The following is a 23,961-nucleotide window of genomic DNA, read 5'->3' as shown; positions in this document are numbered from 1 at the left end:
CACTGGATGGCAAGCTCTTCGCGGAAGGCAAAGCGCACCAGATGCCGTTCGACGACATCCTGCAATTGCGCCAGCGAAGGCTGGTCTGGCGAGGTGAGGGCAAGGTGCAGAAACTGGTCGTCGGCACGCAACCGGCATTCTCCGATGGAAAAGCTGATCTGCCCCGCTTCAGGATCGAAGGTGACTGGCAGTTTATGCGCAAAGTGCTTGGCAAGCTGCTGCAAATAGCGGCTGGCGTGAGCGGTCGCGATAGCCGCCGCGGATTCCGCGGCAGCACTGGTTGAAACGGGAGCATTCATCAGCTTTCCTCCACAATCCGCGTGGCTTCCTTGAGAGCAGCCACGATTGCTTCGGCGCTTGCGGCATCCATTGGACCGCGATGCAGTCTTTGACGAACGGTCGCCTTCAGACTTTTCAGCGCATGGATGACTTCATGCGGCATGCCGCCATTGTGTTCGGCAAAGCTATTTATTCTGCTCAACAGAGCATCGGCAGCCGCGCGGTTTGCGACCAGAAAGGCCTCGCCTTCCGCGGTGATGCGATTGAGCTTTTTGCCTGAATCACCGGGTTCGGTGATGGTGTAACCCATGTCCTCGAGCCAAGAGAGTGTCGGATAGATCACGCCGGGGCTTGGCGTATAGACGCCTTGCAGCCGTTCGGAAATATCCTTGATCAGCTCATAGCCGTGGCGGGGCCGTTCGGCGATCATCGAGAGGACGAGCAGGCGCAAATCGCCATAATCGAAGATACGTTCGCGACGGTGTCCGCCTCGACCACCACGCCGTTCGCCTCGACGTTCATCATGCTCGCCGAACGGGTGCTCGGCATGGGGATGATCGCCGCGATGACGGCCAGGTCCACCGAAAGGGCCTCCCCAACGCCCGGCTCTGGGATCACCCCAATGGTCGCCCCCATGGTGGCCATGGCGTCCGTGACGATGTTGGGTTTCTTCTTGTTCCGGATGTTCTGGACGGCGATCCGGATCGCCATTTCTTGTGTTTGTCATGACCACAAGATAAATCTCGATATATCGAAAAACAAGATATATCGAAATAAATTTTTCGTAATGTTTTTTTGACGCCCGTCAGATGAACAAAAGATCGACCTGCGCCTCGAACATGGTTGCGGTGTCGATCAGGTTGTCCTGTCCGAGCAGGCCGTTATGGACAATGCCCATCCACACGGGCGCGGTGAGCAGGTGCGGATAGGTTTTCAGGATCGTGCCCTTCAGCTCACCGCGTTCTTCGGCCACGTCGATCAGCCAGCATATCCGTTCCAGAAACGGCTCGTAGACTTCGGTGCGATAAACTTCCGTGAGATAGGGAAAGGCGTGGCCTTCGGCGAGCACAAGCCGCGCCACGGTTGCGCGTCCCTTGTCTTCAATGGTTCGCATCACCGGGATCATCGTGCGTTTGCAATAGTCGGAAACCCGCTCGTCTGGCCGGATGGGGAAGTTTTCAATCTCGCCAAGCGGGTTGGTAACGATATCGCGGACGATACCGGCAAAGAGGTCCTCTTTCGTGTCGAAATAGCGATAGGCCGTGCCTTTGGCGAGGCTCGCACGCTCGGCGATACCGGCCATGGTCGCATTGGCATAGCCCTTGTCGAGGAATTCCCGCATCGCAGACCGGATGATCATTTTGCGGGTTCGCGCAGTTTTTTCGGGGCTGGGACCGCGTGTTCTGGGCGCCTTCGCCACTATGCGAGGCTGGGCCTTTTGCGCTTCAGCACGATTGGTCTTCGGATTAGGGACCATGGCTGTCATCCTCTCTTCATTGCATAGTCATGTGAAAGCAGCTTGCCAAACGTTCCTCCATTTGAATGGGTGATTGCTGTAGTTGCCTCAGATATAAGTTGTTACGTATTCTGCTGCACAAGACTATTGCACTTTCTTGCCGAAAATAATTTACGTGCGATATTGTGTATAATCGCAATTGCAAGAAGTTTGATAATCCGTCAATTTCGTGTCGTTCCTTGAGAAATCGCGGAAATTTTATGTATTTTCGATAAAAGGAAACGTTTTCTTGAAAAGTTATCTGCGTCGATCGCAGCTTAAAACATGCCATTCTCGATCATGACTTAGTATAGATCATAAATCTAAGGCAGCTTGATCACATAAAACTTCGAGTCCACGGCCATGACAGGAAAGCTTTCCGGCAAGGCATTGCGCTCCACCTCGGTGAAACCGTTCTTCTCATAGAAACGGTGCGCACCGAGAAATTTGTCTGTGGTGCCAAGATAAATGCGGCGAATGTTTTTTTCTCCCGCGTGGGCGAGCAAGGCCGATAGCAGTTTGCTTGCCGTACCGATACCCGAACCTCGATAGGGCGCAGCGACGAACATTTTCCGCAAGGCGGCTTCATTGTTGCCGATATCCTTGAGCGCGATTGTGCCGACGACCTGTCCGTCATGCTCCGCAACCCAGAATTCTCCGGTGCCAAATCGGTAGAAACTGTCAACGGCATTCAGGTCAGGCTGGTCCTGCGCTGTAATGGCGATGCCATATTCTTCCTGCTGGATCGGCAGAATGACGGAGAAAACGCCTTCCAGATCGTCCTGTTGAAACGGGCGAACGGTGACGGAAACGGAAACAGCTGTGTCGGTCATGGGGAACGATTCATCAGAGGGAGGGATAGCGGAATGTTATCCCAAAAGCCGTTGAGATCAATTGGTTCTCATCATGATCTTTAGAATTTGCGATAGACGAAACCGACTGGAATTGGAGCGGAAGCGTTTTCCTGCGCCATTGCCGTGACCATGTCGCGGAGCGGTGAGCGCATACAGACCGGGTCGGTTGCGCTCGCATCGCCGGCAAGCGCCATCGCCTGACAGCGGCAGCCGCCAAAGTCGATGTCCTTGCGCTCACAGGTCCGGCAAAGATCGGGCATCCAGTCATCGCCGCGATAGGCATTGAAGGCTTCGCCATCATACCAGATATCGGCCAACCCTTTGTCGCGGATAGTGTCGAAATGAAGGGAGGGGATGGTTTCTGCAGCATGACAGGGCAATACGCGCCCGTCCGGCGTCACATTCAGACCGACGCGGCCCCAGCCGCCCATGCAGGCTTTCGGATAGGACGAATAATAGTCAGCCGGAACATAGTCGATCACCAGCCTGCCTTCGAGACGCTTGCGCGCTGCGGCGACTGTCTGGTTGGCTTTGACAACCTGTTCGCGCGTCGGCAGCAGCGCGGCCTTATTCTTCTCCGCCCAGCCATGAAATTGCACGGTCGCGATTTCGATGCGGCGCGCACCAAGCGTCAAAGCAAGCTCCAGCATCGCGTCGAGCTGGTCCATGTTCTGCTTGTGGCAGACTGCATTGACGGTCAGCGGAATGCCCGCTGTAGTGACCCAATTGGCCACGGCCATCTTGCGCTCGAACCCGCCTTTATATCCGCCAATGCGATCAGCCGATGCGGCATCGGTGCCTTGTATGGAAAGCTGCACATGATCAAGACCTGCTTGTCCAAGCGCTTCCACACGCGCCTCCGTAAGGCCGACGCCTGAGGTGATCAGATTGGTGTAAAGGCCAAGTTCGACGGCAGCTTTGGTCAGTTCTAGAAGGTCTCGCCGCGCCGCCGGTTCTCCGCCGGACAGATGCAGGTGCAGGACGCCCATTTTCGCGGCCTGACGAAAAACCTCCCTCCATTCTTCCGTAGAAAGTTCCTGCTTTGCGCCAATCAGTTCCAGCGGGTTGGAGCAATAAGGACAGGCAAGCGGGCAGCGATGTGTCAATTCGGCAAGCAAAGCCATTGGCGGCGGTGCCAGCCGCTTCAGCTTTGCTTCCTGAATTGCCAGATTCATCCCAGAACCTCGATCATACGGCGGTTGGCGAGTTCCTGAACAAAGGCCAGCACATCGCTTCCGACCTGTTCGCGTGGTGCATTGAATTCTAACGCAAACGCATCGCAAATCGCATCGACGCTGCGGACACCATCAAGCGCATTGACGATCAGGATCGCAATATCGTCCAGCGCCATGGCGCGTTCGGGCGCGAGAAGCACGGTTTGTCCGCGCACCTCATCGACACGCAGCCTCACGCCGCGTGCGAGCTTGACGATATCTGATGGTTTGATGGTGACGCTGCCTGTCTCGCTCATGCGGAAACCTTCTTTTCTGCCAGCGCCTTGTCCCATCCGGCATCCACGCCTTGCTTGCCGTCCCATGCGCCGGGCGGGATCATGCCGGGGGCCACATAGGCCGCATAAAGCGCATCGAGCTGCGCCCATAGAACATCGGTCTTGAAGGTCAGGGCAGCGGCGACAGCATCCTGCTTTTCGAGAGTGTCGGCGTGTTCCAGCACATAGGCAAGACCATATTCGACATCAACCGGCGCTTCATTGAGCCTTTGGCGGAAATAGGACAGGGCCTGTTCGTCGGCGAAGGCATAATGCTTCAACAGACCCGCAATGCGGTCCTTATGGATTTTGGGTGCGAAGAGTTCGGTAAGCGACGACGCGACTGCATCCAGAAGCGGCTTGTCACGGACATAGTGCACATAAGCACCGACCGCAAAACGTGTTCCCGCCAGAATGCCCTTGCCGGACGCTACATAATCGGGGTCAAGGCCGACAGCTTCGGCCAGCTTGAGCCAGCGCCGGATACCGCCGCCTTCATGGATGCCCCCGTCGTGGTCTTCGATGCGCGAGCGCCAGGCACGGCGCATATCGACATCTTCGCAGCGCGAAAGAAACGCCGCATCCTTCATGGGAATGCTGCTTTGATAGCAATAGCGATTGATCACCCAGGCACGCACTTGGGTAATGGTGCATTCGCCGCCATGCAGCCGGATGTGGAACGGATGCTTGTCGTGATAGCGCTCTTGGCCGATCGCCAGAAGGCGGGCGTGGAATGTCTCCTTGTCGGCAGCGTCTTTCATAAAGCGATCTCCTTGCCGTCAAAGGCGATTTCAAACCCGCTATCCTCGACCAGCTTCCGTTCGGGACCATCACGCCAGACCGGGTTCGTATTATTGATATGGACGTATATTTTGCGATCCACCGCGACATCGGCGAGCGCTTTCAGGCTGCCATCGTCGCCAGACATCGAAATATGTCCCATGCGACGGCCTGTCTTGATGCCGGTGCCCGATTGGATCATCTCATCATCGGTGAAAAGCGTGCCGTCGAAATAGAGAATATCGGCGCCGGCGATCCGCGCCTTGAGGTCGTCACGCACCACCGCGCAGCCCGGAATGTAATAGACCCGGTGCTTTGCCGTGACGAGTTCGACGCCAACTGTCTGTTCGCCCTCAAGGGCGGTGTCGGGGTTTTCGCCTTCCATGAAAAGGGGCACTTTTCCCGGAACGGAAAACAGGCGCACTTCAATGCCCGGTACCAGCATGAAGGGTTCATTCAGCGCCACGATTTCCTGTGTGACGAATGCGGGATCAAGCGCGGTGAAAATCGGGTTGGCAGCGAGGATATCGCGAATGGCGGCAGTCATCACCAGCCGAAAAGATTGCTTTTCCCGCAAGGTCAAAAGACCGGCAATGTGGTCGATATCGCCATTGGTCAGCAGAACGGTCTTGATCGGGTTATCACGCAGCGCACGCGGATGCAGCGCGGGTGTGTTGATCAGCTGCTGGCGTATATCGGGCGATGCGTTGAGCAACGCCCAGCTGTCACCATCCGATGTGACGGCCAGCGAGGATTGGGTCTGCGGTGCAATCCCGTCCGGGAAACCCAATCGCGCCAGACGGCAGTTTTCACAGCCGCAATTCCATTGAGGGAGACCGCCGCCAGCGGCGGCCCCGATCACGATTGCGCGGAACTCCGTCATGAAACTGTTCACGCGTCTTGGGAGGCGTGTCAGAACAGGACTGGTTCGTCACCGTCTGCCGGTGCATAGCGGTTGATTTCCATGCCGCAGCTAACTTCGATGAACTTCGGTGCATGCCACGACACAGGCTTCTTCAAAGGCTTTGTCATAAGGCTTCTCCTTGGTTGGACGAATGATAACATTCTACCACCTATAAACTAGGAAGAGCTACAGCGTTTACCAGACCAAGCGGGCCGCTTTTTTGCGGGTTTTCACACAGCGCTGTTCGGTCCGCCTCTCTTCTCCTTGAGAGGGGCATTGCCGTGAATGAGTTCGCGCCCGGCATAGAGACCGCCGGTGACTTCGATTGTAAGGCGGTCGCCGTCACGACGGCGAACATCTTCCATGACGCGCTCACGCTCCTCTTCATCAACGTCGAGCATTTCCAGCGCCTTCTCGCCAAGAGCCAGCGCCGATTCAAAGGTTTCGCGGATTTGATATTCCACACCGGCATGGATCAGCTCAATGGCATGTTCACGGTCGAACGAGCGCGCCAATACGGGAACCAGCGGAAACTCCGCTTTCACCAGTTCGGCTATCTTCAGGCTCGCTTCGCGGTCATCGACGCCGATGATGATCAGTCTTGCGCGATTTGCACCTGCGGCATGCAGAATGTCGAGGCGGGAACCATCGCCGAAGTAAATCTTGAAGCCGAAATCCCGCGCATTGCGGATAGCGTCGGTGCTGGTTTCGATAATGGAAATAGAGCAGCTATTGCCGAGAAGCGGCTGGCTGACAATCTGCCCGAAACGTCCAAAACCGATCAGCAAAACACTGGCCGACAAATTGTCCGCCGTCTCGACACCCTCCATCGAAGGCGCAGGTTTTGGCATCAGCCGGTCATGCAGAATGATCATGATCGGTGTGAGAGCCATCGAGACGATGATCGTTGCCGTCAGGATTGCATTGGCCTCGGCATCGATGATGTTGACCGAGGTCGCGGCAGCATAAAGGACAAAGGCGAATTCGCCGCCCTGCGCCATCAGCACGGCACGCTCGACAGCTTCACGATTGCTGGCGCGAAACAGGCGGGCGACCGCGTAAATACCGATCATTTTCAACAGCATATAGGCGATCACAGCGACAATGATGAGCTGCCAGCTGGCCGCGATCACCGCAAGGTCAAGCGACATGCCGACGCCGAGAAAGAAGAGACCGAGAAGCACGCCGCGAAACGGCTCCACATCCGCCTCAAGTTGGTGCCGGAATGAGGATTCCGACAGAAGCACGCCAGCCAGAAATGCGCCCATCGCCATCGACAGCCCGCCGAGCTGCATGGCCAGCGCCGCGCCCAGTACGACGAAAAGCGCTGCCGCCGTCATAACCTCGCGGGCTCTGGCTTTGCCGAGAATGCGGAACAGCGGATCGAGCAGATAGCGACCGGCCAGAACCAGACCGGCGATGGATGCGAGGCCAATGGCAACGCCGGTCAGACGATCGGCCAGTGTTGTTTCTTCGCCGCCGGGTGCCAGAAAGGCAACGAGCGCCAGAAGCGGCACGATCGCAAGGTCTTCGAGCAGCAGGATCGCCACGATGCGGCGTCCTTTTGGCAGGCCCATGGCGCGCCGTTCTTCCAGCATCTGCATGACAATGGCGGTGGACGTCAGCACGAAGCCGGTGCCTGCAACGAAACTCTGCGCGACCGGATAGCCAAGCGCGAGGCCGACAAAGGTCAGTAGGCCGATGCAGAGTGCAACCTGCGCCAATCCAAGCCCGAAGATTTCGCCGCGCATCGACCACAGGCGCGATGGCTGCATCTCCAGACCGATGATGAACAGGAACATGACGACGCCGAGTTCAGCGACGTGCAGAATAGCCTGCGGATCGGAAAACAGTCCAAGCCCGAACGGTCCAATGACCAGTCCGGCTGCGAGATAACCGAGCACCGAGCCAAGGCCGAGCCGTTTGAACAGCGGAACTGCAATAACGGCTGCGCCTAGAAGCACGACAATGGGAACAAGATCAAAGCCGCCGTGATGGGCAGCCTCGGCGGCATGGGTTACAGTTTCAGCGGCGGCCATTGGCTATTTCCTTGCCGGTTGCCAGCATCAAGCGTGGCGAAAATGTGGGGGAGAGCAAAGATTACAAGAAGAATCGGATGTTCCGAAGCAAATGTACAGATTGCCATTGGGATGAGCGAGTCTCGACGCACAAAACGCAAAAGCAAAGATTGCAGCGTTGAGGTCTATTGAAATTGTTTTTTGCAGTATCCATGTAGTTTGTTCCCGCTAGAGGAGCGGGACTTGGGGAGGTCCGTCGCAAGGCGGCTTTGCATCTATTTTGGGAGGACATATGCGTAGGTTTATTCTGGCCGTTACGTCGGTCGCTGCGTTAACGCTCGCTGGCTCGGCGTCGGCAGAAGATTACAAGCTGCTGGCACCTGCTGCTCCGGGCGGCGGCTGGGATCAGACAGCCCGCACCATGCAGAGCGTGCTTCAGGACGAGAAGATTTCCAGCAGCGTACAGGTCATCAACGTACCGGGTGCAGGCGGCACCATCGGCCTCGCGCAATTCGTCAATCAGAACAAAGGCGATGCCAGCCAGTTGATCGTCGGCGGCTATGTGATGGTCGGCGCAATCCTGACCAACAAGTCGCCGGTAACGCTTGAACAGGTGACGCCGATTGCGCGCCTCACGGGCGAATATGAAGCCATTGTTGTTCCCGCAGGCTCCGATATCCAGAATCTCGGCGATCTCGTTGCCAAGCTGAAGGCTGATCCGGGTTCCGTATCCTGGGGCGGCGGCTCGGCAGGTGGCACTGATCACATCACGGCAGGCCTTTTCGCAAAGGCGGCTGGCGTCGATCCGACCAAGGTGAACTACATCGCATTTTCGGGCGGCGGTGAAGCGCTGGCCGCCATTCTCGGCAATCAGGTAACGGTTGGCATTTCCGGATACGGCGAGTTCGACTCGCAGATCAAGGCCGGCACGCTGCGCATCATCGGCATTTCGAGTGACCACCGTATTGACGGCATCGATGCACCGACCTTCAAGGAAGGCGGCGTGGACGTGGCCATCCAGAACTGGCGTATGGTTGCTGCCGCTCCGGACATTACCGCCGAGCAGGAAGCAGCGATCAACGCGGATGTCGAGAAGCTGGTGAAATCCGAATCCTGGCAGAAGGCGCTGAAGGACAAGGGCTGGGCGGATACCTATCTCGCCGGTCCGGCCTTCAAGGAGCAACTCGCCAAGGATGTTGCGGCGACTGAAACCATCCTCAAGGAAATCGGCCTCGTCAAATGACAGGATCTCAACAGCAGGAAGAGCGTCGCCCTGAAGGGGCGACGCCGGATTTCGCCGCTCTTGTCATCGCTTTCATTCTCGGCGCCGTCGCCATTGCCATCGCGTGGTCCACAGCCTACGGCAATGATGTGATGAGTTACTCGCCGGTCGGCCCGAAGACTGTTCCCTATGTTGTTGCAGCCGGATTGTTCGGCCTCGCGATCTGGACGGTCATCGAAGCGCTACGCGGTGATTTTTCCAAAAGAGAGCACCAGGAAATTGCCCCCATGGCATGGATCATCGGCGGTCTGGCTATCCAGATGCTGACGATGAAGACAGCCGGATTTTCGCTCGCCACCGGATTGCTGTTCGCAGCAACCGCGCGCGGCTTTGGCTATCGCAAGTTCTGGATCAGCGTTCCCGCAGGCATCGTCTTTGCCTTCGTGATCTGGTTCATTTTCGCGCGTGGTCTTCAGCTGTCGCTGCCGTCCGGCTGGCTTGAACGTTTCGTCTAACGGCGAGGGCAATATCATGGATACTGTAGCACTTCTCGCCAGCGGTTTGATGGTGGCGCTGGAACCGTCAAACCTTCTTTATGCGCTGATCGGCGTTACGCTTGGCACAGCGGTCGGCGTTCTGCCGGGTATCGGACCGGCGCTCACCGTAGCGCTTCTTCTGCCGGTGACCTACAAGCTGGACCCGTCCGGTTCGCTCATCATGTTTGCCGGTATTTACTATGGCGGCATGTATGGCGGATCAACCACATCGATCCTTCTCAATACGCCGGGTGAAAGCGCCTCCATTGTTACAGCGCTGGAAGGCAACAAAATGGCAAGGGCCGGGCGTGGCGGTCCCGCCTTGGCCACAGCGGCCATAGGCTCTTTCGTTGCCGGTCTCATCGCCACGCTGGCGCTCGCCTTCGTTGCCCCATGGGTGGTGAAATTCGCTCTGTCTTTCGGTCCCTCCGAATATTTCGCGCTGATGCTGCTGGCATTCATGACTGTTTCGGCGGCTTTCGGCGATTCAACCCTTCGCGGCCTCACATCGCTGTTTATCGGCCTTGCACTCGGCCTGATCGGTATCGATCAGCTGACCGGGCAGGCGCGCCTTGTCATGGGGACGCCGAACCTGCTCGACGGCATCAACGTCACGACGCTGGCGGTGGCGCTGTTTGCCATCGGTGAAACGCTGGCAGTCGTGTCCAAAAAGCTTGGTCCCGATGATGAAGTCATCGCGGTCAAGGGTTCAGTCTGGATGACCAAGAACGACTGGAAACGCTCATGGATGCCGTGGTTGCGCGGCACGGCCATCGGCTTCCCGATTGGCGCCATGCCTGCGGGCGGCGCTGATGTGTCGAGCTTCCTGTCCTACTCGGCGGAACGCCAGTTCTCCAAACATCCGGAAGAATTCGGCAGGGGCGCAATCGAAGGCGTTGCCGGGCCGGAGGCCGCCAACAACGCATCGGCTGCCGGTACGCTTGTGCCGCTTCTGACGCTCGGTCTGCCGACCACCGCGACGGCAGCGATCATGCTGGCCGGTTTCCAGCAGTTCGGCTTGCAGCCGGGGCCGCTTCTCTTCGTGACCAATGCCTCATTGGTCTGGGGACTGGTGGCGAGCTTGCTCGTTGCCAATCTGATGCTGCTCATCTTGAACCTGCCGCTGATCGGCCTGTGGGTGAAGATGCTCACCATCCCGCGCCATTGGCTTTATGCGGGTATTCTGGTGTTCGCGACGCTCGGCACGATTGGCGCCAATGCTTCAACGTCGATGTTGTTCGGGCTGCCAGTCTCGTTCGAACTGGGGCTACTTTTGGCGTTCGGTCTTCTGGGCTATGTGCTGCGGCGCTTTTCCTATCCGATCGCGCCGGTGGTCGTTGGCCTGATCCTCGGGCCGATGGCGGAAAAGAGCTTGCGTCAGGCGTTGCAGATCAGTCAGGGCAATCCAATGGCGCTTGTCCATTCGTGGGTGTCGATTGTGCTGATCGCGCTCGCAATCGCCGCTGTCGTGGTTCCGATGATCATGCGCCAGCGCGGCAAGGGTGCTCTTCTGGCACAGATGGCAACCGACGAGGACTGATATAAACAAAACAGCCCCGGTTTTGCCGGGGCTGTTGATAACGCGGATACAAACTACTCTTTACGCGAATGTTATCCGTGAATTTCGCGGAACTGCTTTGCATCGATGCCGAGCGTCTCAAGGTCTTTCGCAGCGGGCTGATGACCAACCCGCATTGCAGCAGAAGCGCGGACAGCACTACCGAATTGCGCGAATGCACGACCGAAACGATTGTTAAAACGGGCAAACATTTTCATCTCCATTACGGACAGTTTCTTCGTCCGTGATTGTTAAATGGCGATGGAACAGCGCGTTTTGAATAGAATTCCTTGCATGCCTGCCATGCAGCAAGTGCATGTGACGGCTATCACGGTCAGGCGATGGCCGTTTCATTTCCGATATCGGTTTTCATGCGATTGCGTCCAATCGGCAGCATCATCGGTCGCCCGGAAGTGGGATCAGTGATGATGCGACTTTCCAGTCCAAAAACATCTGCAACTGTCTTTTCGGTCAGCACATCGTGCGGTGCGCCGGACACGTGCAGGCGACCGTCGTTCATCGCAACCAGAAAATCGGCATAACGGGCAGCGAGATTGAGATCGTGCAGTACCATAACGATGGTGGTGCCGCGTTCCCGGTTCAGGTCGGTCAGAAGATCGAGAACCTCGACCTGATGGGCGATATCGAGAAAGGTCGTCGGCTCGTCAAGCAACAGAACTTCCGTCTGCTGCGCCAATGCCATGGCGATCCAGACGCGCTGGCGCTGGCCGCCGGAAAGTTCGTCAACGGGGCGTTCGGCGAGCGTCGCAGTCTGGGTCGCCTTTAGCGCTGCGGCTACAGCCTCATCGTCTTCTCGCGTCCAGCGGGCAAACATTTTCTGATGCGGATTACGGCCACGACTGACAAGGTCGGCAACGGTGATACCCTCTGGCGCAATAGGCGATTGCGGGAGCAGGCCCAGGGTTTGCGCCAGTTCGCGAGACGGGATTTTGTGAATGGATTTCCCGTCCAGAAGTACTTGTCCCTTTCGCGGCGCAAGCAGTCGCGACATGGTGCGCAATAGAGTGGACTTGCCACAGGCATTCGCGCCGACGATCACCGTGATCTTACCGGATGGGACTTCGAGGTCGAGACCATCCAGAATGAGCGTATCGTCATAGCCCGACGACAGCTGGTTTACGGTGAGTGTGTGTGTGGTCATAGCGAACCTCCGGTCCGGTTGACGCGTATGATGAGGAAGATCAGGTAGGGCGCGCCGAGCGCGCCAGTGACGACGCCCACCGGATATCGGCTCGGCAGTAGGAATTGTCCGCAATAGTCGCCGACCAACACGAGTGCAGCCCCAACAAGTGCAGAGGGGATCAGCAGCGAGCCTTTATTGCCGATGATGCGCGCAGCAATTGGTCCGGACAAAAAAGCGACGAATGAAATCGGTCCTGTTACGGCCGTTGCGAAGGAAATCATGCCAACGGCTGCGATGATGACGATGATGCGGGTTGTGGCGACACGTGTGCCAAGTGCTGCGGCAGTATCGTCACCAAGCCGGAGCGCCTCCAGATCGCGGCTGCGGCTCAACAACAGGCCACCGAAAACGCAAAGGGCCAGAAGCAGCGGCAGTGTCTGGTCCAGACGGGCACCGTTGACGCTGCCCGTCAGCCAGCGCATCGCTTCCTGAAGGTTCCACGCCGGGGCGCTGGAAAGGATATAGGCGATGAAGCTTTCCAGCATGGCGGAAACGCCGATGCCGACAAGGATCAGCCGCGTGCCCGCAACACCGTTTCGAAACGACAGGCCATAGACCAGCAAGGCGACACCCAAGCCTGCAACAACTGCGAAGATGGAAACGGCCGGGCCGCTCATGGAAAGCACGACAATGGCGAAGACCGCGGCAGCACTCGCCCCTGAACTGATCCCGATAATGTCGGGGCTTGCCAGCGGATTGCGCAGCATGATCTGAAAGGCCACGCCCCCCAGCCCGAAGCTCAGTCCGGCCAGAACTGCCAGCACTGCGCGGGGCAGGCGGAGCTGGCCGACAGTGAAGCTTGCACCCTGAACGTGTTCGCCGAGCAATACACGTATCACGTCGGAGGGTGGCGTAAAGGACTGGCCGAGCATCAGTGTCAGCGCGAAAAACGCAGCCAGCAGCACCAGCAACATGGCGATGATGGCGGTGCGCTTTCGAGCGCGCAGGCGGCGGTTCTGCGCAATCGTGGCTGCGGTAGGCGATAACATGGTCACAGCTCCCGCACCCGTTGACGTCGCACGATCCAGATGAAGAACGGCGCACCGACAAAAGCTGTGACAATGCCGACATCAAGTTCCGCCGGTCGGGCGATAAGGCGACCAACCACATCTGCGCCAACCAGCAGGCATGCGCCGATCAGTGCGGAAAAGGGCAGGAGCCAGCGGTGATCGACACCGATGAGTAGACGGCAGAGATGCGGGACAATCAGGCCGACAAAGCCGATGGGGCCGCAAATGGCGGTTGTCGCGCCGCACAGAAGGATGGCGCCGAGCGCCGCCATGGCGCGCGCGAAGGCGACGTTTTCGCCAAGGCCTGCGGCAAGTTCGTCGCCGAGCGCCAGTGAATTCAGCTTGCGCGCCGATAGAAGGCTGATGAGAAAGCCGACAGCGAGAAAGGGCACTACGTGCGAAATTCGGTCGAATGTTGCTCCGCCGACGCCGCCGATCTGCCAGGAGCGGATACCGCCTGCAATGTCGTTGCGCGGGAGTACGACGGCGATCACCATCGACGAAAATGCGACGGATGTGGCCGCACCCGCGAGCGCAAGCTTGAGCGGTGTCGCGCCACCGCGACCGAGCGAGCCGATCGTATAAACAAAGGCCGCGGCACATCCCGCACCGAGAACGGCCGCCCAGATAAAGGCCTGCGACGAAGCGATGTTAAACCATGCGACGCCAATGACCACGGCAAGGGAAGCGCCCATATTGACGCCCAGTATGCCCGGATCGGCGAGCGGATTGCGTGTCACGCCCTGCATGACGGCCCCGGCAAGCCCAAGCGCTGCGCCCGCTACCAATGCAAGAAAGGTGCGTGGAATGCGCAGCGACACTGCCGCCTGACCGATTGAATCAACCTGACCGCCAAGCGCCGCAAGAATGTCAGCCCAGCTCACGTCGCGGGTGCCAAGCGAAACCGACAGGAAGCAAAGAAGTGCAAGGCAGACGATCACGACTGCCAGCCACAGCGCTCTTGTGCGATGTGGCCTGCCGAATTGCGGTGTATAAGGGGCAGTTTGGCTACTGTCGGCTGTCATTTCGTCTTGTCAGCCGCCTGTGCAAGCAAGGCGACATAGTCCTTCAGCACCCATGATATGGAGAGCGGGGTAGGGTTTGCAGCCGTGCCAAGCGGGTTTCTGCCCAGCATGACGATGGCATTTTGGGTAACCACCGGCATTTTAGCCATCAGCGGATTGCTCTTCATTGCGTCGTACAGTTCCTGACTGCCATAGCTGACGACGATGTCCACATCGTCGAATGCATCGATATGTTCGGCGCTGATCGAGCCGGAAAACTGGCCGGGCTTGGATGCATCGACAACGCTCTTGGGGGATTTCAGCCCGAGATCGTTGAAGAACCGTACCCGCGTATCGTTCGTCGTATAGAAATTGATCGTGCTGAGGTTCGTTGCGTCGAGATGGGTGACAAACATCGCCGACTTGCCCTTCAGATGTGGGTAGGCGGCTACAGCATCGGCAATTTCACCGTCGATTTTCTTGATCAGCGCCTCGCCTTCGGCAGCCATGCCCATGCCTGCGCTGTTGAGGCGGATCATGTCGCGCCAGTCTGTGGACCATGGCGCTTCGGGATAGGCCACGACCGGAGCGATCTGGCTCAGCGTATCGTAATCCGACTGGCTCAAACCGGAATAGGAAGCGAGGATGACATCAGGTTTGGTTTCCGCCACGGCTTCGAAGTCGATGCCGTCACCTTCATCGAACAGGACCGGCTTTTCCGCGCCCAGCTCTTTCAGTCGTTCTTCAACCCATGGTAACAGGCCATCGCCGTTATCATCGCCAAAATTTGCGGCGGCAAAACCAACCGGCACCACGCCCAGAGCCAGCGGCACTTCATGGTTCGCCCATGCGACTGTCGCTATCCGCTTCGGCTTTTCGGTAATGGTCGTTGTGCCGAAAGCATGCTTGATCACAATGGGGTAGGTCTGGCTTTCATCGGCGGAGGCCGAACCGGTTGCGGCTAATGTCACGCCCATTGCAAACAGCATCGATGCGACGAACATCAGCGGCGAACGAATGAACCACGACATAGGGCGCATTCTCCTTGTTGTTAGCACTACCGTCGCACTCTTCGTGATGCCGGTCTGCAACGAGCAATTTCCTGTGCTCCGGTGCTCACGTACCCAAAAGTACGCTCCGCGCCGGTGCTCGAAAATCACTCGTTTCGCCACGGCCTGACGAATTTGCAACTGTAGTGCTAGGCGCTTTAAAAGTGGCCTTTCACTCTCAGGTTAAATATACGCAGTCAAGTGCGATGCTGGAGGCTTGGCCGGAGCTGTATGAAATATCCGTGGCTTTTTACAAAAAAGCAGATTTCTACAATACTGGACAACTGCTCTCAAGTTAATGCGGTTTTGAGGGTATTGAGGTTCAGATTCCCGGTCGGCTGAATGGGGACGTTTTCAACGGTTCAGCTAGGCAGAGCTTCTGACAACATCCCAAAATCTAAGCAACGCTGTCGGCCCTGGTGGCCGACGATTATCGCATAACCGGATTCTGGAACGTGAGCATGGACATCGCAAAGACACTTGATAACAGCAGGCAAACCAGAATCCTTCAACGTAATGCCGCCTTGTTGGGCTGTACGGCGCTGGCGCTCATCATGCCGGGCATGGCCTTCGCTCAGGATGCGGCCGAGACGTCGGGCTCTGCGACGGTTCTCCAGACCATTACCGTCGACGGCACGGGTGGAAGCGACGACGATTCCAAGTCCATCGTTGCACGCAAAACGACAATCGCCGGCAAGATCCCGGCTGAAATTCTGGATACGCCCGCTTCGGTCTCGGTGATCACGGCGAAGGAAATTCAGGACCGCAACGCACAGACCGTTGAGCAGGTGTTGCAATATACGTCTGGCGTCAACACGGACTTTTACGGTTCTGACGATCGCTTCGACTATTTCAAGATCCGTGGTTTCGACGCTTACACTTACCGCGATGGACTGGTTGTCGGCTCACCATTCGGCGGCATCCGCGAGGAACCTTTCGCCTATGAACGTGTGGAAGTTCTGAAAGGTTCGAACTCGTCAGGCTTCGGCGTTGCGCAGCCCGGTGGCGCGGTGAACTATGTGACCAAGCGCCCGAAAAGCGAACGTTTCGGGGAAGCCTATATCACCGGCGGTTCTTACGAGCACAAGGAAGTCGGCCTCGATTTTGGCGGGAACATCACCAAGGATGACACGCTTTCCTACCGCTTTACCGGCAAGTTGCAGGACGCCAATGCCGAGTATGACTATTCGCGCAATGACGATAAATTCGTCATGGGTGGACTGACCTGGCGGCCTGATGCTGCAACCAGCCTGACCGTGATTTATGATCATCTGTACAAGAACGGCACCCCCGGCAGCGGTGGACAACCCATTGGTACGGATTTCAGCCGGAGCCGCTTTTTTGGCGAACCGGACTATAATTTCCGCGGCACAAAGCGAAACGCGCTCAGCGCCATGTTCGATCATGACTTCGGCAATGGTCTGAGCTTCAGCTCGAATGCACGCTACAGCAAGACGGACAGCGATTTCGGTTATGCCTATATCGGCGGTACACCGACCGACGGTTCTACGATCGCGGATCGCTATTTCTTCGGTAACGAAAGCTCCAACGAGCAGTTCATCATCGACTCGCATTTTCTTTATGAGGCCAATTTCGACAATGTCGAAAGCCGCACATTGGTTGGCCTTGAGTATAACAATTACAAGTCGAGCAACGCCACATCGTGGGGCGCGGCACCCGGCATCGACTGGACAAACCCCGTTTATACCGGCGGCCCGCTTTCAACCGCGCCCTATACGAGCACGCGGGACAAGCAGAAGACCACGGGGCTGTATCTTCAGCAGGATGTCGTCTTGTACGACAAGCTGATCTTCTCTGTGGGACTGCGCAATGACTGGCTCGACCTCACCGAAGAAAACCGGCTCACAAGCGTTACCGATAAAGGTGATCACAGCGATTTCAGCAAGCGCTTTGGCGTTACATACCGCATAACCGATGAAGTCGCGACCTATGCCAGCTATGCAGAGTCCGTTGCGCCTGCCGATGTTGGTGTCGAACCCACGACCGGCAAGCAGTATGAAATCGGCGTCAAATATCAGCCGGATGCTTTCCCTGCATTGTTCAGCGCGGCGATCTACGATCTGACCAAGGAAAACTTCACCGTCTATGACAACGTGACCTATCTGCCTTCGAGTGTCGAGAAAGTGCGGCATCGCGGCGTTGAACTTGAAGCGAAGGCGGAAGTCGCGCGCAACATCAACGTGATCGCGGCCTATAGCTATATCGACTCCAAGATCGAAGAGCCGGGCGGTATTTACGACGGCAATCGCCTTGCCATGGTTCCAGAGCACATGGCGTCCATCTGGGGCACCTATACGCTGGAAGGCAATGGGCCGCGGGGCGACATGACCTTCGGTGTGGGCGCGCGTTACATCAGCTCGTATTATCTGGGCAATGCGAACAACCCGACACCAAAAATAGGCATGGGTGAGTCCAGCGTCGTGGTTGATGCGTCGTTCAGCTACAATATCAAGGAAAACACCACGCTTCAGGTAAATGCGAGCAATCTGTTCGATGAGAAGCATGTCGCCAATGGCGGTTCCGGTGCGTATTTCTACAATCCGGGCCGCGAGATCACAGCAACGCTTCGTCAAACATGGTAAAAGTTAGGCCCCATCCGGTGATGTTCGGGTGGGGCTTGATAGCGTGCTGATCCGATCTCAGTCAGACCGGCGCTGCTGCAAACGACGCCATGCGGCAGGCGTTTCGCCAACAATCTGTCGGAACGCCTTGGTGAGATGCGCCTGATCGGTAAAGCCAAGTTGCGCAGCAACGCCTGCAACCGTCACATCACCATTGCCGGTCAATAAATCCTGCGCCAGATCAATGCGTTTGCCGAGCTGCCATTGCAGTGGCGTCTTTCCGGTTGTCTGCTTGAAGACGTTGGAAAACCAGCTTTCGGAGAGGCCTACAGTTGAGGCCATTTCTGCAACGCTGAGCCGTCCGTCGCTGCAGGCATTAAAACGGGCGTGAAGCTTGTTCATCTGCGCTTGGGTCAGACGACCGTAGCCCTGGCTGTTCTCGTCACCCCCAATGTCGAGAAGACCGGCCAGAATGCTGCCGACAAGGCTTTCTGCGAAAAGCGCATGTTTCGATGGGTTTGACGTCTCATCCACCAGCAGTCTGGCTAGCGTTTCAACGGCCCCGATATCCTGAATTTCCGCAGGACTTCGCAACGCCGCCATCGCAGCGGAGGTGCCGACGGCCGGTGTCAGGAACTTGAGTAGCCGGTCTTTATGAAAATGCAGGTTCAGATGCGAGAAACGGTGCATCGAAACTGTCTTTGTCCAAAGCGGCAACCCGGCGGGCAAATAGATCGCCCGCATCATCGGGCGAAAATGCTGTTTCAGCGCGCTTTGCGTGTTGGATATGCTGATGTTCGACGACACATCGTTGAAAAAGATCATGATGCGCGGATCGTCAGACAGGAAATAACCTGTCGCGCCGGTCTGGCTTTCTGCTTCCCAAAACGCGCAGACCAGACCGTCGAACACACGCCATTTGACCGGGGCGACCACCCGAATGCCTTCTGCGTGCCAGGTCATGGAATGCCAGAAGCTCAATGCCGGAGCCGTCCTTTCGGGGAGATCGGAAGGATATCCCGCAGTCAGGCATACCCCATTTAATATGAGGATGATTATCATGTTTTTACATCATGGCAAGCCGATATTCAAACCTGCCATGATGGGAGCTGACCGCAGCGGTCGAGAAGCGGCTATTGCGCGGGGTGTTCTTCAACCAGTGCAGCAGTGGGGTCCGACGTCGCGACGGCTGGCGGACCTTCCACGCCACGCTGGCGTTCGCGGATGAATGTGAACATGCCGGAGATGACGATCAGCACGATGCCGATCAGCATCGCCGTGTCGATATGATCGTGGAAAACGAAATAGCCAAACAGGATCGCCCAGATCATCTGGCTATATTGCGGCGAGGCAATCGCGCTGGCGGGGGCATGATTGGCAGCCAGCATCAGCAGGATATTGGCAAGTGCTGCGAGCAGGCCATATCCGGCGAGATAGACCCACTGCATCGTATCGGGAGCCTGATAGGTCGGCACCATCAGCGCGCCGCAAATCACGATGGGGCCGACAAGTCCACTCGTATAAAGCGAGATGCGCTTTTCGTTTTTACCCATCACACGGAAAATGATGATACCAACCGCGCCGCCCATGCCGCCGGCAAGCGCGCCGAGATGACCGATGGATAATTCACGGAAGCCGGGGCGGAGCACCACCAGAACGCCTGCAAAGCCGATGGCGACCGCCAGCCAGCGCCGCCAGCCGACCTGTTCCTTGAGGAAAACGACCGACAATATGGTGACGAATGCAGGCAGCAGGAAAATCAGCGCAAAGGCTTCGGCCATGGAAAGATGCGTAAAGGCTGTCACACTGCCCACCACGCCCATGGTGGCCGTGACTGTGCGCAGGAGCCACATTTTCACATTTGTGGTTCGAAACATATCGAGCCAGGTGTCGCTGGCTTTCTTGGTGAATGGAACAGCAAGCAAACCAAGTACAGCGCCAAAAAAGGCAGTTTCATAAGGTGACAGCGAGCCGTCAATAAACTTGACGCAGGCATCGCTGATGGCGAATGCGGCATAAGAAGCAAACGCGAGGAAAATTCCGTAAAGCATGGCAATGTCCGTAAAGACGGGTCCGAAAGCGTGGAGGCCGAAAGAGGGGAGGAGGCTCTTTCCCGATCTAATCGATTGGAGGCGCTTTGGCAAAAGACATTTTAGTAAAAATCGACGTCGCGCCAGTATAAATTGAGATGTGCGATTTCGCCTTTTTCAAGGCTTTGAGCTCTCGCGAAAATGCATGCCTCATTTGCAATCATATCCGTGGTGGAAATTTAGACAAACGCCTATTTGATGGTCATCCAAATGAGGAGAGAGCAAATGAACATTCGTCAGAAATTCCAACAGTATGTATCCCGTCGCCGTGCAGTTCGTGAACTCGGTGCAATGGACGACCATCTTCTTGCCGACATCGGTGTTTCGCGTTCGCAGATCCAGAGCGCCGTATTCGGTCGATAAGTGCGTATGGAGCGTCTTTCGAAGGATCGCCCCGTAAGTAAAATCGAAATAAAGTGACAAAGCGTCGGTCTCCAGTCCCGGCGCTTTTGCTTTTTTAGCTATATCGAAAATAGTATTTTAGAATTTTCATTTACGTTCAGCGCTTTCTCGCTAGCAATATTTTCCACCCTTCTATTGAAATATTAGCACTCTCAAGCGGGCGGCAGACATGTCGTGCGAGCGTCATTTCATTGTGCTAGTCGATCTATTTTCGCCGGTTTTTTCGAGATTCATTTGCATTTGGGACATTTCTGATCCCGTTTTGAGACAACTTTGAATTGTTTCCTGCGCAGTCATTCATATACTCAATCTCGCGGGGGCTGATGGTGAAGAGCATATCACAGTCAAGATGTTCAGGCTTTGAGTGTTTCTTCATCGTCGCTCTCTTTTCAGAGCTATGACTATTCAAGCGATTGTTACAGCGGCTTTGCCGTAATATTGTGAGAAAATAACTATACTGAGACTGGCATCCTTGCGCATCGGGCGATCAGATTGCTAACTGATCGCCCGATGACATTTAAGCTCGCAGGACGATAGGGCTCGCAAGATGATGGACCTTTTTTGGCGCGGTATCCTGATCGGGATCGGCGCAACAATCGTGATGGACATTTGGGCAATTGTGCTGGCTGCCATGCCGGGACAGTCGCTTCCAAACTGGGGCAGGGTTGGCCGCTGGTTCTGGCATCTGCGTGAAGGCCAGATTTTCCATGATGACATCGGCAACGCCGCTCCCTATCGGCACGAGGTCGCGCTTGGCTGGATCGGGCACTATGTTGTCGGTATTCTCTACGGCGTGATTTTCGCATTTTACGGCGGTGCGGCGTGGTTTGAGAATCCCGTCTTTCTTCCCGTCTGGATCTTTGGCATACTCACCGTCGCGGCCGGTTGGTTTCTGTTGCAGCCGGGACTGGGAATCGGTTGGGCGGCATCCCGTTTGCCGAATGCGCGACATGTCCGTATTATGAACCTCGTGGCGCACACGTTTTTCGCGCTCGGCATGTATGCGACCGCGCTTCTGCTTAAAAGCGTTTTCTAATCAGTATGTTGGTAGATGCGCCCGCCCTTCGGGTGGGCGCTTTTTTTGAAGCACTTTCAAATATTTCCCCGCAAATGGGGAACTGGCGTCGGCGGGCAAGTCAGTCCACACTCCATCAAGTCAATAAATAGGCATTCTCAAGGCAGAATTGTGTACAGATCGCGGTAGGGAACTGTGCTTTGTCTGCAATGAGGTGTAAGGGGAACCAGTCCGTCCGCGCAAAATGCGGCGGCGTCTAACATTTTGGCAATCCCATAGGGTTGCTCCATTCTGTATTCCGTGGCGGTACAGCAGGTCTGTCCGTGGCGGAATTGGCGTGGGCACCCGAGAAACGGGCCTACTTGCCTCGGAGGAACGATGCTCGAAAAGCTGTTCAAGTTACAGGAACACGGCACCAACGCGCGGACTGAAATCATCGCTGGCGTGACGACCTTCCTGACGATGTCCTACATCATCTTCGTCAACCCGGATATCCTGTCCTCCACGGGCATGGATAAAAGCGCGGTCTTTGTGGCGACCTGTCTTGCCGCTGCGCTCGGCTCGATCATCATGGCGCTTGTCGCCAACTGGCCGATCGGCATGGCGCCCGGCATGGGCCTCAACGCATTCTTCGCGTTCACGGTCGTTGGAGCCATGGGCTTCAGCTGGCAGCAGGCGCTCGGAGCTGTTTTCATTTCCGGCGTCATCTTCCTCCTTCTGACAGTAACGGGTATCCGCCGCTGGCTGGTGGAAGGCATTCCGCATTCGCTTCGAAGCGCGATTGCAGCCGGTATCGGCATGTTCCTGGCGCTCATCGGCTTGAAAACTGCAGGCGTGGTGGTCGGCAATGAGGCAACGCTTGTCGGCCTTGGCGATCTGACCAAAGCCGGTACGCTGCTTGCTATTGCCGGTTTCTTCATCATCGCGGTTCTGGATGCGCTCAAGGTTCGTGGTTCGATCCTGATCGGAATTCTGGTTATTACGATTGCGTCGATTGCGCTTGGCATCAGCCAGTTCAATGGCGTGTTCTCCGCGCCGCCAAGCCTTGCACCGACCTTCCTGCAGCTCGACGTTATGGGCGCGCTCCATACCGGCATTCTGCACGTGATCCTGGTTTTCGTGCTGGTTGAAGTGTTCGACGCCACAGGCACGCTGATCGGCGTCGCCAAGCGTGGCGGCCTGATCGAACCGGGCAAGCCGAACCGTCTCGGTCGCGCGCTGTTTGCCGACAGCACGGCCATTCTCGGCGGCTCGCTGCTGGGCACTTCGTCCACGACGGCTTATGTCGAAAGCGCTTCTGGCGTGCAGGCAGGCGGTCGCACCGGCCTTACGGCATTCGTCGTAGCGGTGTTATTCCTTGCTGCCCTGTTCATTTCGCCGCTCGCCGGTTCGGTGCCTGCTTACGCAACCGCACCAGCGCTGATCTATGTGGCTTGCCTCATGATGCGCGAACTGACTGAAATCGATTGGCACGACATTACGGAAGCAACGCCTGCTGCGCTGACCGCACTGGCCATTCCGCTGACCTACTCGATTGCCAATGGTCTTGCCTTCGGCTTCATCAGCTATGTTGTGCTGAAGGCTTTCACGGGCAAGGCACGCGAGGTTCACCTCGCAACCTGGCTGGTCGCAGCCCTGTTCGTGATCCGCTTCGCATTCTTCGCAGAATAGTCTTGTGACGCCGGGCGTTCGCGCCCGGCGTATTTTCCGATGATAGATGAGGAGAGAGCCTTTGCAGTCGAACGATCTGAAGCTTCTGGAACGACTGATTGAAGTCCTCGAGAATGATATCATCCCGCTGACGGAAAAGGGCGTTGCCGCCGGCAACAAGATTTTCGGCGCAGCACTCCTGCAAAAATCCGATCTCTCGCTCGTCCTGGCCGAAACCAATAATGAGACGGAAAATCCGCTTTGGCACGGCGAAGTGCACACGCTGAAGCGCTTTTATGAGATGCCGGAAAAGGGAAGGCCAAACACCAAGGATATGGTGTTCTTTTCCACCCATGAGCCGTGCTCGATGTGCCTTTCGGCTATCACCTGGAGCGGCTTCGACAATTTCTATTATCTGTTCAGCCATGAAGATTCGCGCGATGCGTTTTCCATCCCGCACGATCTGAAAATTCTGAAAGAAGTCTTCACGCTGGAGCCGGGCGGCTATAATCGCGACAATGCCTTCTGGCATAGCCATTCTTTGCCCAAGCTGGTCGCAGCTTTGCCGGAACCGGATCGTTCGCGGCTTGAAAAGCGCCTTGATGCCATTCGCGCCCAATATGATGCGATGTCCGGCGCCTATCAGTCTCACAAAGATGGCAACGCGATCCCGCTCAATTGAGCCACATTATTTTAACTGAAGCTTGACAGGTCGACGGGTTACGCCGCACATCGCTCGTGTTGCGTGATCCGTTTTGTTTTTGCGAAGATTGTTTGACTTCGCATGCCGATGCCAGCGCGTCGGCAAGCCTGTGAGGAT

General features: G+C 56.7%; 25 protein-coding genes and 1 pseudogene. 8 read left to right on the top strand and 18 right to left on the bottom strand.

Features of this window, described 5'->3' with window-relative positions:
- Positions 1-8: 8 nt before the first annotated feature.
- The 11 genes and pseudogenes from QBD01_RS12490 to QBD01_RS12440 form a co-directional block, all read right to left on the bottom strand.
- Positions 9-299 (bottom strand): annotated as a pseudogene (locus tag QBD01_RS12490) (DUF2218 domain-containing protein); the annotation flags it as partial.
- On the bottom strand, positions 299-730 hold the full coding sequence (locus QBD01_RS12485; protein ID WP_280993067.1) for a PadR family transcriptional regulator: 432 nt from the start codon (positions 728-730) through the stop codon (positions 299-301). The pseudogene QBD01_RS12490 and the gene QBD01_RS12485, both read right to left, overlap by 1 nt.
- On the bottom strand, positions 706-990 hold the full coding sequence (locus QBD01_RS12480) for a hypothetical protein (protein ID WP_280993066.1): 285 nt from the start codon (positions 988-990) through the stop codon (positions 706-708). Before QBD01_RS12480 ends, QBD01_RS12485 begins: the two co-directional genes overlap by 25 nt.
- 94 nt (positions 991-1,084) lie before the next feature.
- Positions 1,085-1,639, bottom strand: coding sequence for a TetR/AcrR family transcriptional regulator (locus tag QBD01_RS12475; RefSeq protein ID WP_280993065.1), 555 nt, complete (start codon positions 1,637-1,639; stop codon positions 1,085-1,087).
- Between the two features lie 458 nt (positions 1,640-2,097).
- Complete coding sequence (locus QBD01_RS12470) at positions 2,098-2,607, bottom strand: GNAT family N-acetyltransferase (RefSeq protein ID WP_280993064.1); 510 nt, start codon at positions 2,605-2,607, stop codon at positions 2,098-2,100.
- A gap of 80 nt (positions 2,608-2,687) precedes the next feature.
- Positions 2,688-3,803: a pyrroloquinoline quinone biosynthesis protein PqqE gene (gene pqqE / locus QBD01_RS12465; protein WP_280993063.1), complete on the bottom strand. Its 1,116-nt coding sequence runs from the start codon at positions 3,801-3,803 to the stop codon at positions 2,688-2,690.
- Positions 3,800-4,099 carry a pyrroloquinoline quinone biosynthesis peptide chaperone PqqD gene (pqqD, locus tag QBD01_RS12460; protein ID WP_280993062.1) on the bottom strand — a complete coding sequence of 100 codons (300 nt, stop codon included), beginning with the start codon at positions 4,097-4,099 and terminating at the stop codon, positions 3,800-3,802. Before pqqD ends, pqqE begins: the two co-directional genes overlap by 4 nt.
- On the bottom strand, positions 4,096-4,878 hold the full coding sequence (pqqC, locus tag QBD01_RS12455; RefSeq protein WP_280993061.1) for a pyrroloquinoline-quinone synthase PqqC: 783 nt from the start codon (positions 4,876-4,878) through the stop codon (positions 4,096-4,098). Before pqqC ends, pqqD begins: the two co-directional genes overlap by 4 nt.
- On the bottom strand, positions 4,875-5,780 hold the full coding sequence (gene pqqB / locus QBD01_RS12450; protein WP_280993060.1) for a pyrroloquinoline quinone biosynthesis protein PqqB: 906 nt from the start codon (positions 5,778-5,780) through the stop codon (positions 4,875-4,877). Before pqqB ends, pqqC begins: the two co-directional genes overlap by 4 nt.
- A 29-nt stretch (positions 5,781-5,809) precedes the next feature.
- Positions 5,810-5,905 (bottom strand): pyrroloquinoline quinone precursor peptide PqqA, encoded by a 96-nt coding sequence (pqqA, locus tag QBD01_RS12445; protein ID WP_182520067.1) that lies wholly within the window; start codon positions 5,903-5,905, stop codon positions 5,810-5,812.
- A gap of 126 nt (positions 5,906-6,031) precedes the next feature.
- Entirely contained in the window at positions 6,032-7,840 is a 1,809-nt protein-coding gene (locus QBD01_RS12440) for a monovalent cation:proton antiporter-2 (CPA2) family protein (RefSeq protein ID WP_280993059.1), read from the bottom strand.
- 271 nt (positions 7,841-8,111) lie between these two features.
- On the opposite strand from QBD01_RS12440, the gene QBD01_RS12435 reads away from it, so the two are divergent.
- The 3 genes from QBD01_RS12435 to QBD01_RS12425 are packed head-to-tail and all read left to right on the top strand — an operon-like array spanning position 8,112 to position 11,117.
- Positions 8,112-9,062, top strand: a complete 951-nt coding sequence (locus QBD01_RS12435; protein ID WP_280993058.1) for a tripartite tricarboxylate transporter substrate binding protein — start codon at positions 8,112-8,114, stop codon at positions 9,060-9,062.
- Entirely contained in the window at positions 9,059-9,556 is a 498-nt protein-coding gene (locus tag QBD01_RS12430; RefSeq protein WP_280993057.1) for a tripartite tricarboxylate transporter TctB family protein, read from the top strand. Before QBD01_RS12435 ends, QBD01_RS12430 begins: the two co-directional genes overlap by 4 nt.
- Before the next feature lie 16 nt (positions 9,557-9,572).
- Positions 9,573-11,117 (top strand): tripartite tricarboxylate transporter permease, encoded by a 1,545-nt coding sequence (locus tag QBD01_RS12425; RefSeq protein ID WP_280993056.1) that lies wholly within the window; start codon positions 9,573-9,575, stop codon positions 11,115-11,117.
- A gap of 71 nt (positions 11,118-11,188) precedes the next feature.
- On the opposite strand, the gene QBD01_RS12420 is transcribed toward QBD01_RS12425, so the two are convergent.
- The 5 genes from QBD01_RS12420 to QBD01_RS12400 form a co-directional block, all read right to left on the bottom strand.
- Positions 11,189-11,347, bottom strand: coding sequence for a hypothetical protein (locus tag QBD01_RS12420; protein ID WP_162762585.1), 159 nt, complete (start codon positions 11,345-11,347; stop codon positions 11,189-11,191).
- A gap of 122 nt (positions 11,348-11,469) precedes the next feature.
- Complete coding sequence (locus QBD01_RS12415; protein WP_280993055.1) at positions 11,470-12,297, bottom strand: ABC transporter ATP-binding protein; 828 nt, start codon at positions 12,295-12,297, stop codon at positions 11,470-11,472.
- Positions 12,294-13,328, bottom strand: a complete 1,035-nt coding sequence (locus QBD01_RS12410) for an iron ABC transporter permease (RefSeq protein ID WP_280993054.1) — start codon at positions 13,326-13,328, stop codon at positions 12,294-12,296. The genes QBD01_RS12415 and QBD01_RS12410 overlap by 4 nt, the downstream gene beginning before the upstream one ends.
- Positions 13,329-13,330: 2 nt before the next feature.
- Complete coding sequence (locus QBD01_RS12405; protein WP_280993053.1) at positions 13,331-14,374, bottom strand: iron ABC transporter permease; 1,044 nt, start codon at positions 14,372-14,374, stop codon at positions 13,331-13,333.
- Entirely contained in the window at positions 14,371-15,342 is a 972-nt protein-coding gene (locus tag QBD01_RS12400; protein ID WP_392391404.1) for an iron-siderophore ABC transporter substrate-binding protein, read from the bottom strand. The genes QBD01_RS12405 and QBD01_RS12400 overlap by 4 nt, the downstream gene beginning before the upstream one ends.
- Positions 15,343-15,863: 521 nt before the next feature.
- On the opposite strand from QBD01_RS12400, the gene QBD01_RS12395 reads away from it, so the two are divergent.
- Positions 15,864-18,005 carry a TonB-dependent siderophore receptor gene (locus QBD01_RS12395; protein ID WP_280993052.1) on the top strand — a complete coding sequence of 714 codons (2,142 nt, stop codon included), beginning with the start codon at positions 15,864-15,866 and terminating at the stop codon, positions 18,003-18,005.
- 57 nt (positions 18,006-18,062) lie between these two features.
- On the opposite strand, the gene QBD01_RS12390 is transcribed toward QBD01_RS12395, so the two are convergent.
- Both QBD01_RS12390 and QBD01_RS12385 read right to left on the bottom strand, forming a co-directional pair.
- Positions 18,063-18,965, bottom strand: coding sequence for an AraC family transcriptional regulator (locus QBD01_RS12390; RefSeq protein ID WP_280993051.1), 903 nt, complete (start codon positions 18,963-18,965; stop codon positions 18,063-18,065).
- Positions 18,966-19,117: 152 nt separating this feature from the next.
- The gene (locus QBD01_RS12385; protein ID WP_280993050.1) at positions 19,118-20,035 is read right to left on the bottom strand and encodes a DMT family transporter; all 918 of its coding nucleotides are present in this window, start codon (positions 20,033-20,035) and stop codon (positions 19,118-19,120) included.
- Between the two features lie 264 nt (positions 20,036-20,299).
- On the opposite strand from QBD01_RS12385, the gene QBD01_RS12380 reads away from it, so the two are divergent.
- The 4 genes from QBD01_RS12380 (at position 20,300) to QBD01_RS12365 (ending at position 23,823) form a co-directional block, all read left to right on the top strand.
- Positions 20,300-20,437: a DUF1127 domain-containing protein gene (locus tag QBD01_RS12380; RefSeq protein WP_078336882.1), complete on the top strand. Its 138-nt coding sequence runs from the start codon at positions 20,300-20,302 to the stop codon at positions 20,435-20,437.
- 586 nt (positions 20,438-21,023) lie between these two features.
- Positions 21,024-21,512, top strand: a complete 489-nt coding sequence (locus QBD01_RS12375) for a DUF2938 domain-containing protein (protein WP_280993049.1) — start codon at positions 21,024-21,026, stop codon at positions 21,510-21,512.
- 357 nt (positions 21,513-21,869) lie between these two features.
- The gene (locus QBD01_RS12370) at positions 21,870-23,162 is read left to right on the top strand and encodes an NCS2 family permease (protein ID WP_280993048.1); all 1,293 of its coding nucleotides are present in this window, start codon (positions 21,870-21,872) and stop codon (positions 23,160-23,162) included.
- Between the two features lie 61 nt (positions 23,163-23,223).
- Positions 23,224-23,823: a nucleoside deaminase gene (locus tag QBD01_RS12365; protein ID WP_280993047.1), complete on the top strand. Its 600-nt coding sequence runs from the start codon at positions 23,224-23,226 to the stop codon at positions 23,821-23,823.
- The last annotated feature ends 138 nt before the right edge of the window (positions 23,824-23,961 follow it).

The sequence above is a fragment of the Ochrobactrum sp. 19YEA23 genome, assembly GCF_029909865.1.
Lineage (GTDB): Bacteria > Pseudomonadota > Alphaproteobacteria > Rhizobiales > Rhizobiaceae > Brucella > Brucella gambitense.
The sequence above is the reverse complement of the archived record's forward strand: the minus strand, read 5'-3'. Positions and strand labels throughout refer to the sequence as shown.

Excerpts from the sequence above, each read along its gene's own strand:
- QBD01_RS12480 (WP_280993066.1), bottom strand. The coding sequence starts at position 990 with ATGGCGATCCGGATCGCCGTCCAGAACATCCGGAACAAGAAGAAACCC.
- QBD01_RS12475 (WP_280993065.1), bottom strand. The coding sequence starts at position 1,639 with ATGATCATCCGGTCTGCGATGCGGGAATTCCTCGACAAGGGCTATGCC.
- QBD01_RS12470 (WP_280993064.1), bottom strand. The coding sequence starts at position 2,607 with ATGACCGACACAGCTGTTTCCGTTTCCGTCACCGTTCGCCCGTTTCAA.
- pqqE (WP_280993063.1), bottom strand. The coding sequence starts at position 3,803 with ATGAATCTGGCAATTCAGGAAGCAAAGCTGAAGCGGCTGGCACCGCCG.
- pqqD (WP_280993062.1), bottom strand. The coding sequence starts at position 4,099 with ATGAGCGAGACAGGCAGCGTCACCATCAAACCATCAGATATCGTCAAG.
- pqqC (WP_280993061.1), bottom strand. The coding sequence starts at position 4,878 with ATGAAAGACGCTGCCGACAAGGAGACATTCCACGCCCGCCTTCTGGCG.
- pqqB (WP_280993060.1), bottom strand. The coding sequence starts at position 5,780 with ATGACGGAGTTCCGCGCAATCGTGATCGGGGCCGCCGCTGGCGGCGGT.
- QBD01_RS12440 (WP_280993059.1), bottom strand. The coding sequence starts at position 7,840 with ATGGCCGCCGCTGAAACTGTAACCCATGCCGCCGAGGCTGCCCATCAC.
- QBD01_RS12435 (WP_280993058.1), top strand. The coding sequence starts at position 8,112 with ATGCGTAGGTTTATTCTGGCCGTTACGTCGGTCGCTGCGTTAACGCTC.
- QBD01_RS12430 (WP_280993057.1), top strand. The coding sequence starts at position 9,059 with ATGACAGGATCTCAACAGCAGGAAGAGCGTCGCCCTGAAGGGGCGACG.
- QBD01_RS12425 (WP_280993056.1), top strand. The coding sequence starts at position 9,573 with ATGGATACTGTAGCACTTCTCGCCAGCGGTTTGATGGTGGCGCTGGAA.
- QBD01_RS12420 (WP_162762585.1), bottom strand. The coding sequence starts at position 11,347 with ATGTTTGCCCGTTTTAACAATCGTTTCGGTCGTGCATTCGCGCAATTC.
- QBD01_RS12415 (WP_280993055.1), bottom strand. The coding sequence starts at position 12,297 with ATGACCACACACACACTCACCGTAAACCAGCTGTCGTCGGGCTATGAC.
- QBD01_RS12410 (WP_280993054.1), bottom strand. The coding sequence starts at position 13,328 with ATGTTATCGCCTACCGCAGCCACGATTGCGCAGAACCGCCGCCTGCGC.
- QBD01_RS12405 (WP_280993053.1), bottom strand. The coding sequence starts at position 14,374 with ATGACAGCCGACAGTAGCCAAACTGCCCCTTATACACCGCAATTCGGC.
- QBD01_RS12400 (WP_392391404.1), bottom strand. The coding sequence starts at position 15,342 with ATGCTGTTTGCAATGGGCGTGACATTAGCCGCAACCGGTTCGGCCTCC.
- QBD01_RS12395 (WP_280993052.1), top strand. The coding sequence starts at position 15,864 with ATGGACATCGCAAAGACACTTGATAACAGCAGGCAAACCAGAATCCTT.
- QBD01_RS12385 (WP_280993050.1), bottom strand. The coding sequence starts at position 20,035 with ATGCTTTACGGAATTTTCCTCGCGTTTGCTTCTTATGCCGCATTCGCC.
- QBD01_RS12380 (WP_078336882.1), top strand. The coding sequence starts at position 20,300 with ATGAACATTCGTCAGAAATTCCAACAGTATGTATCCCGTCGCCGTGCA.
- QBD01_RS12375 (WP_280993049.1), top strand. The coding sequence starts at position 21,024 with ATGATGGACCTTTTTTGGCGCGGTATCCTGATCGGGATCGGCGCAACA.
- QBD01_RS12370 (WP_280993048.1), top strand. The coding sequence starts at position 21,870 with ATGCTCGAAAAGCTGTTCAAGTTACAGGAACACGGCACCAACGCGCGG.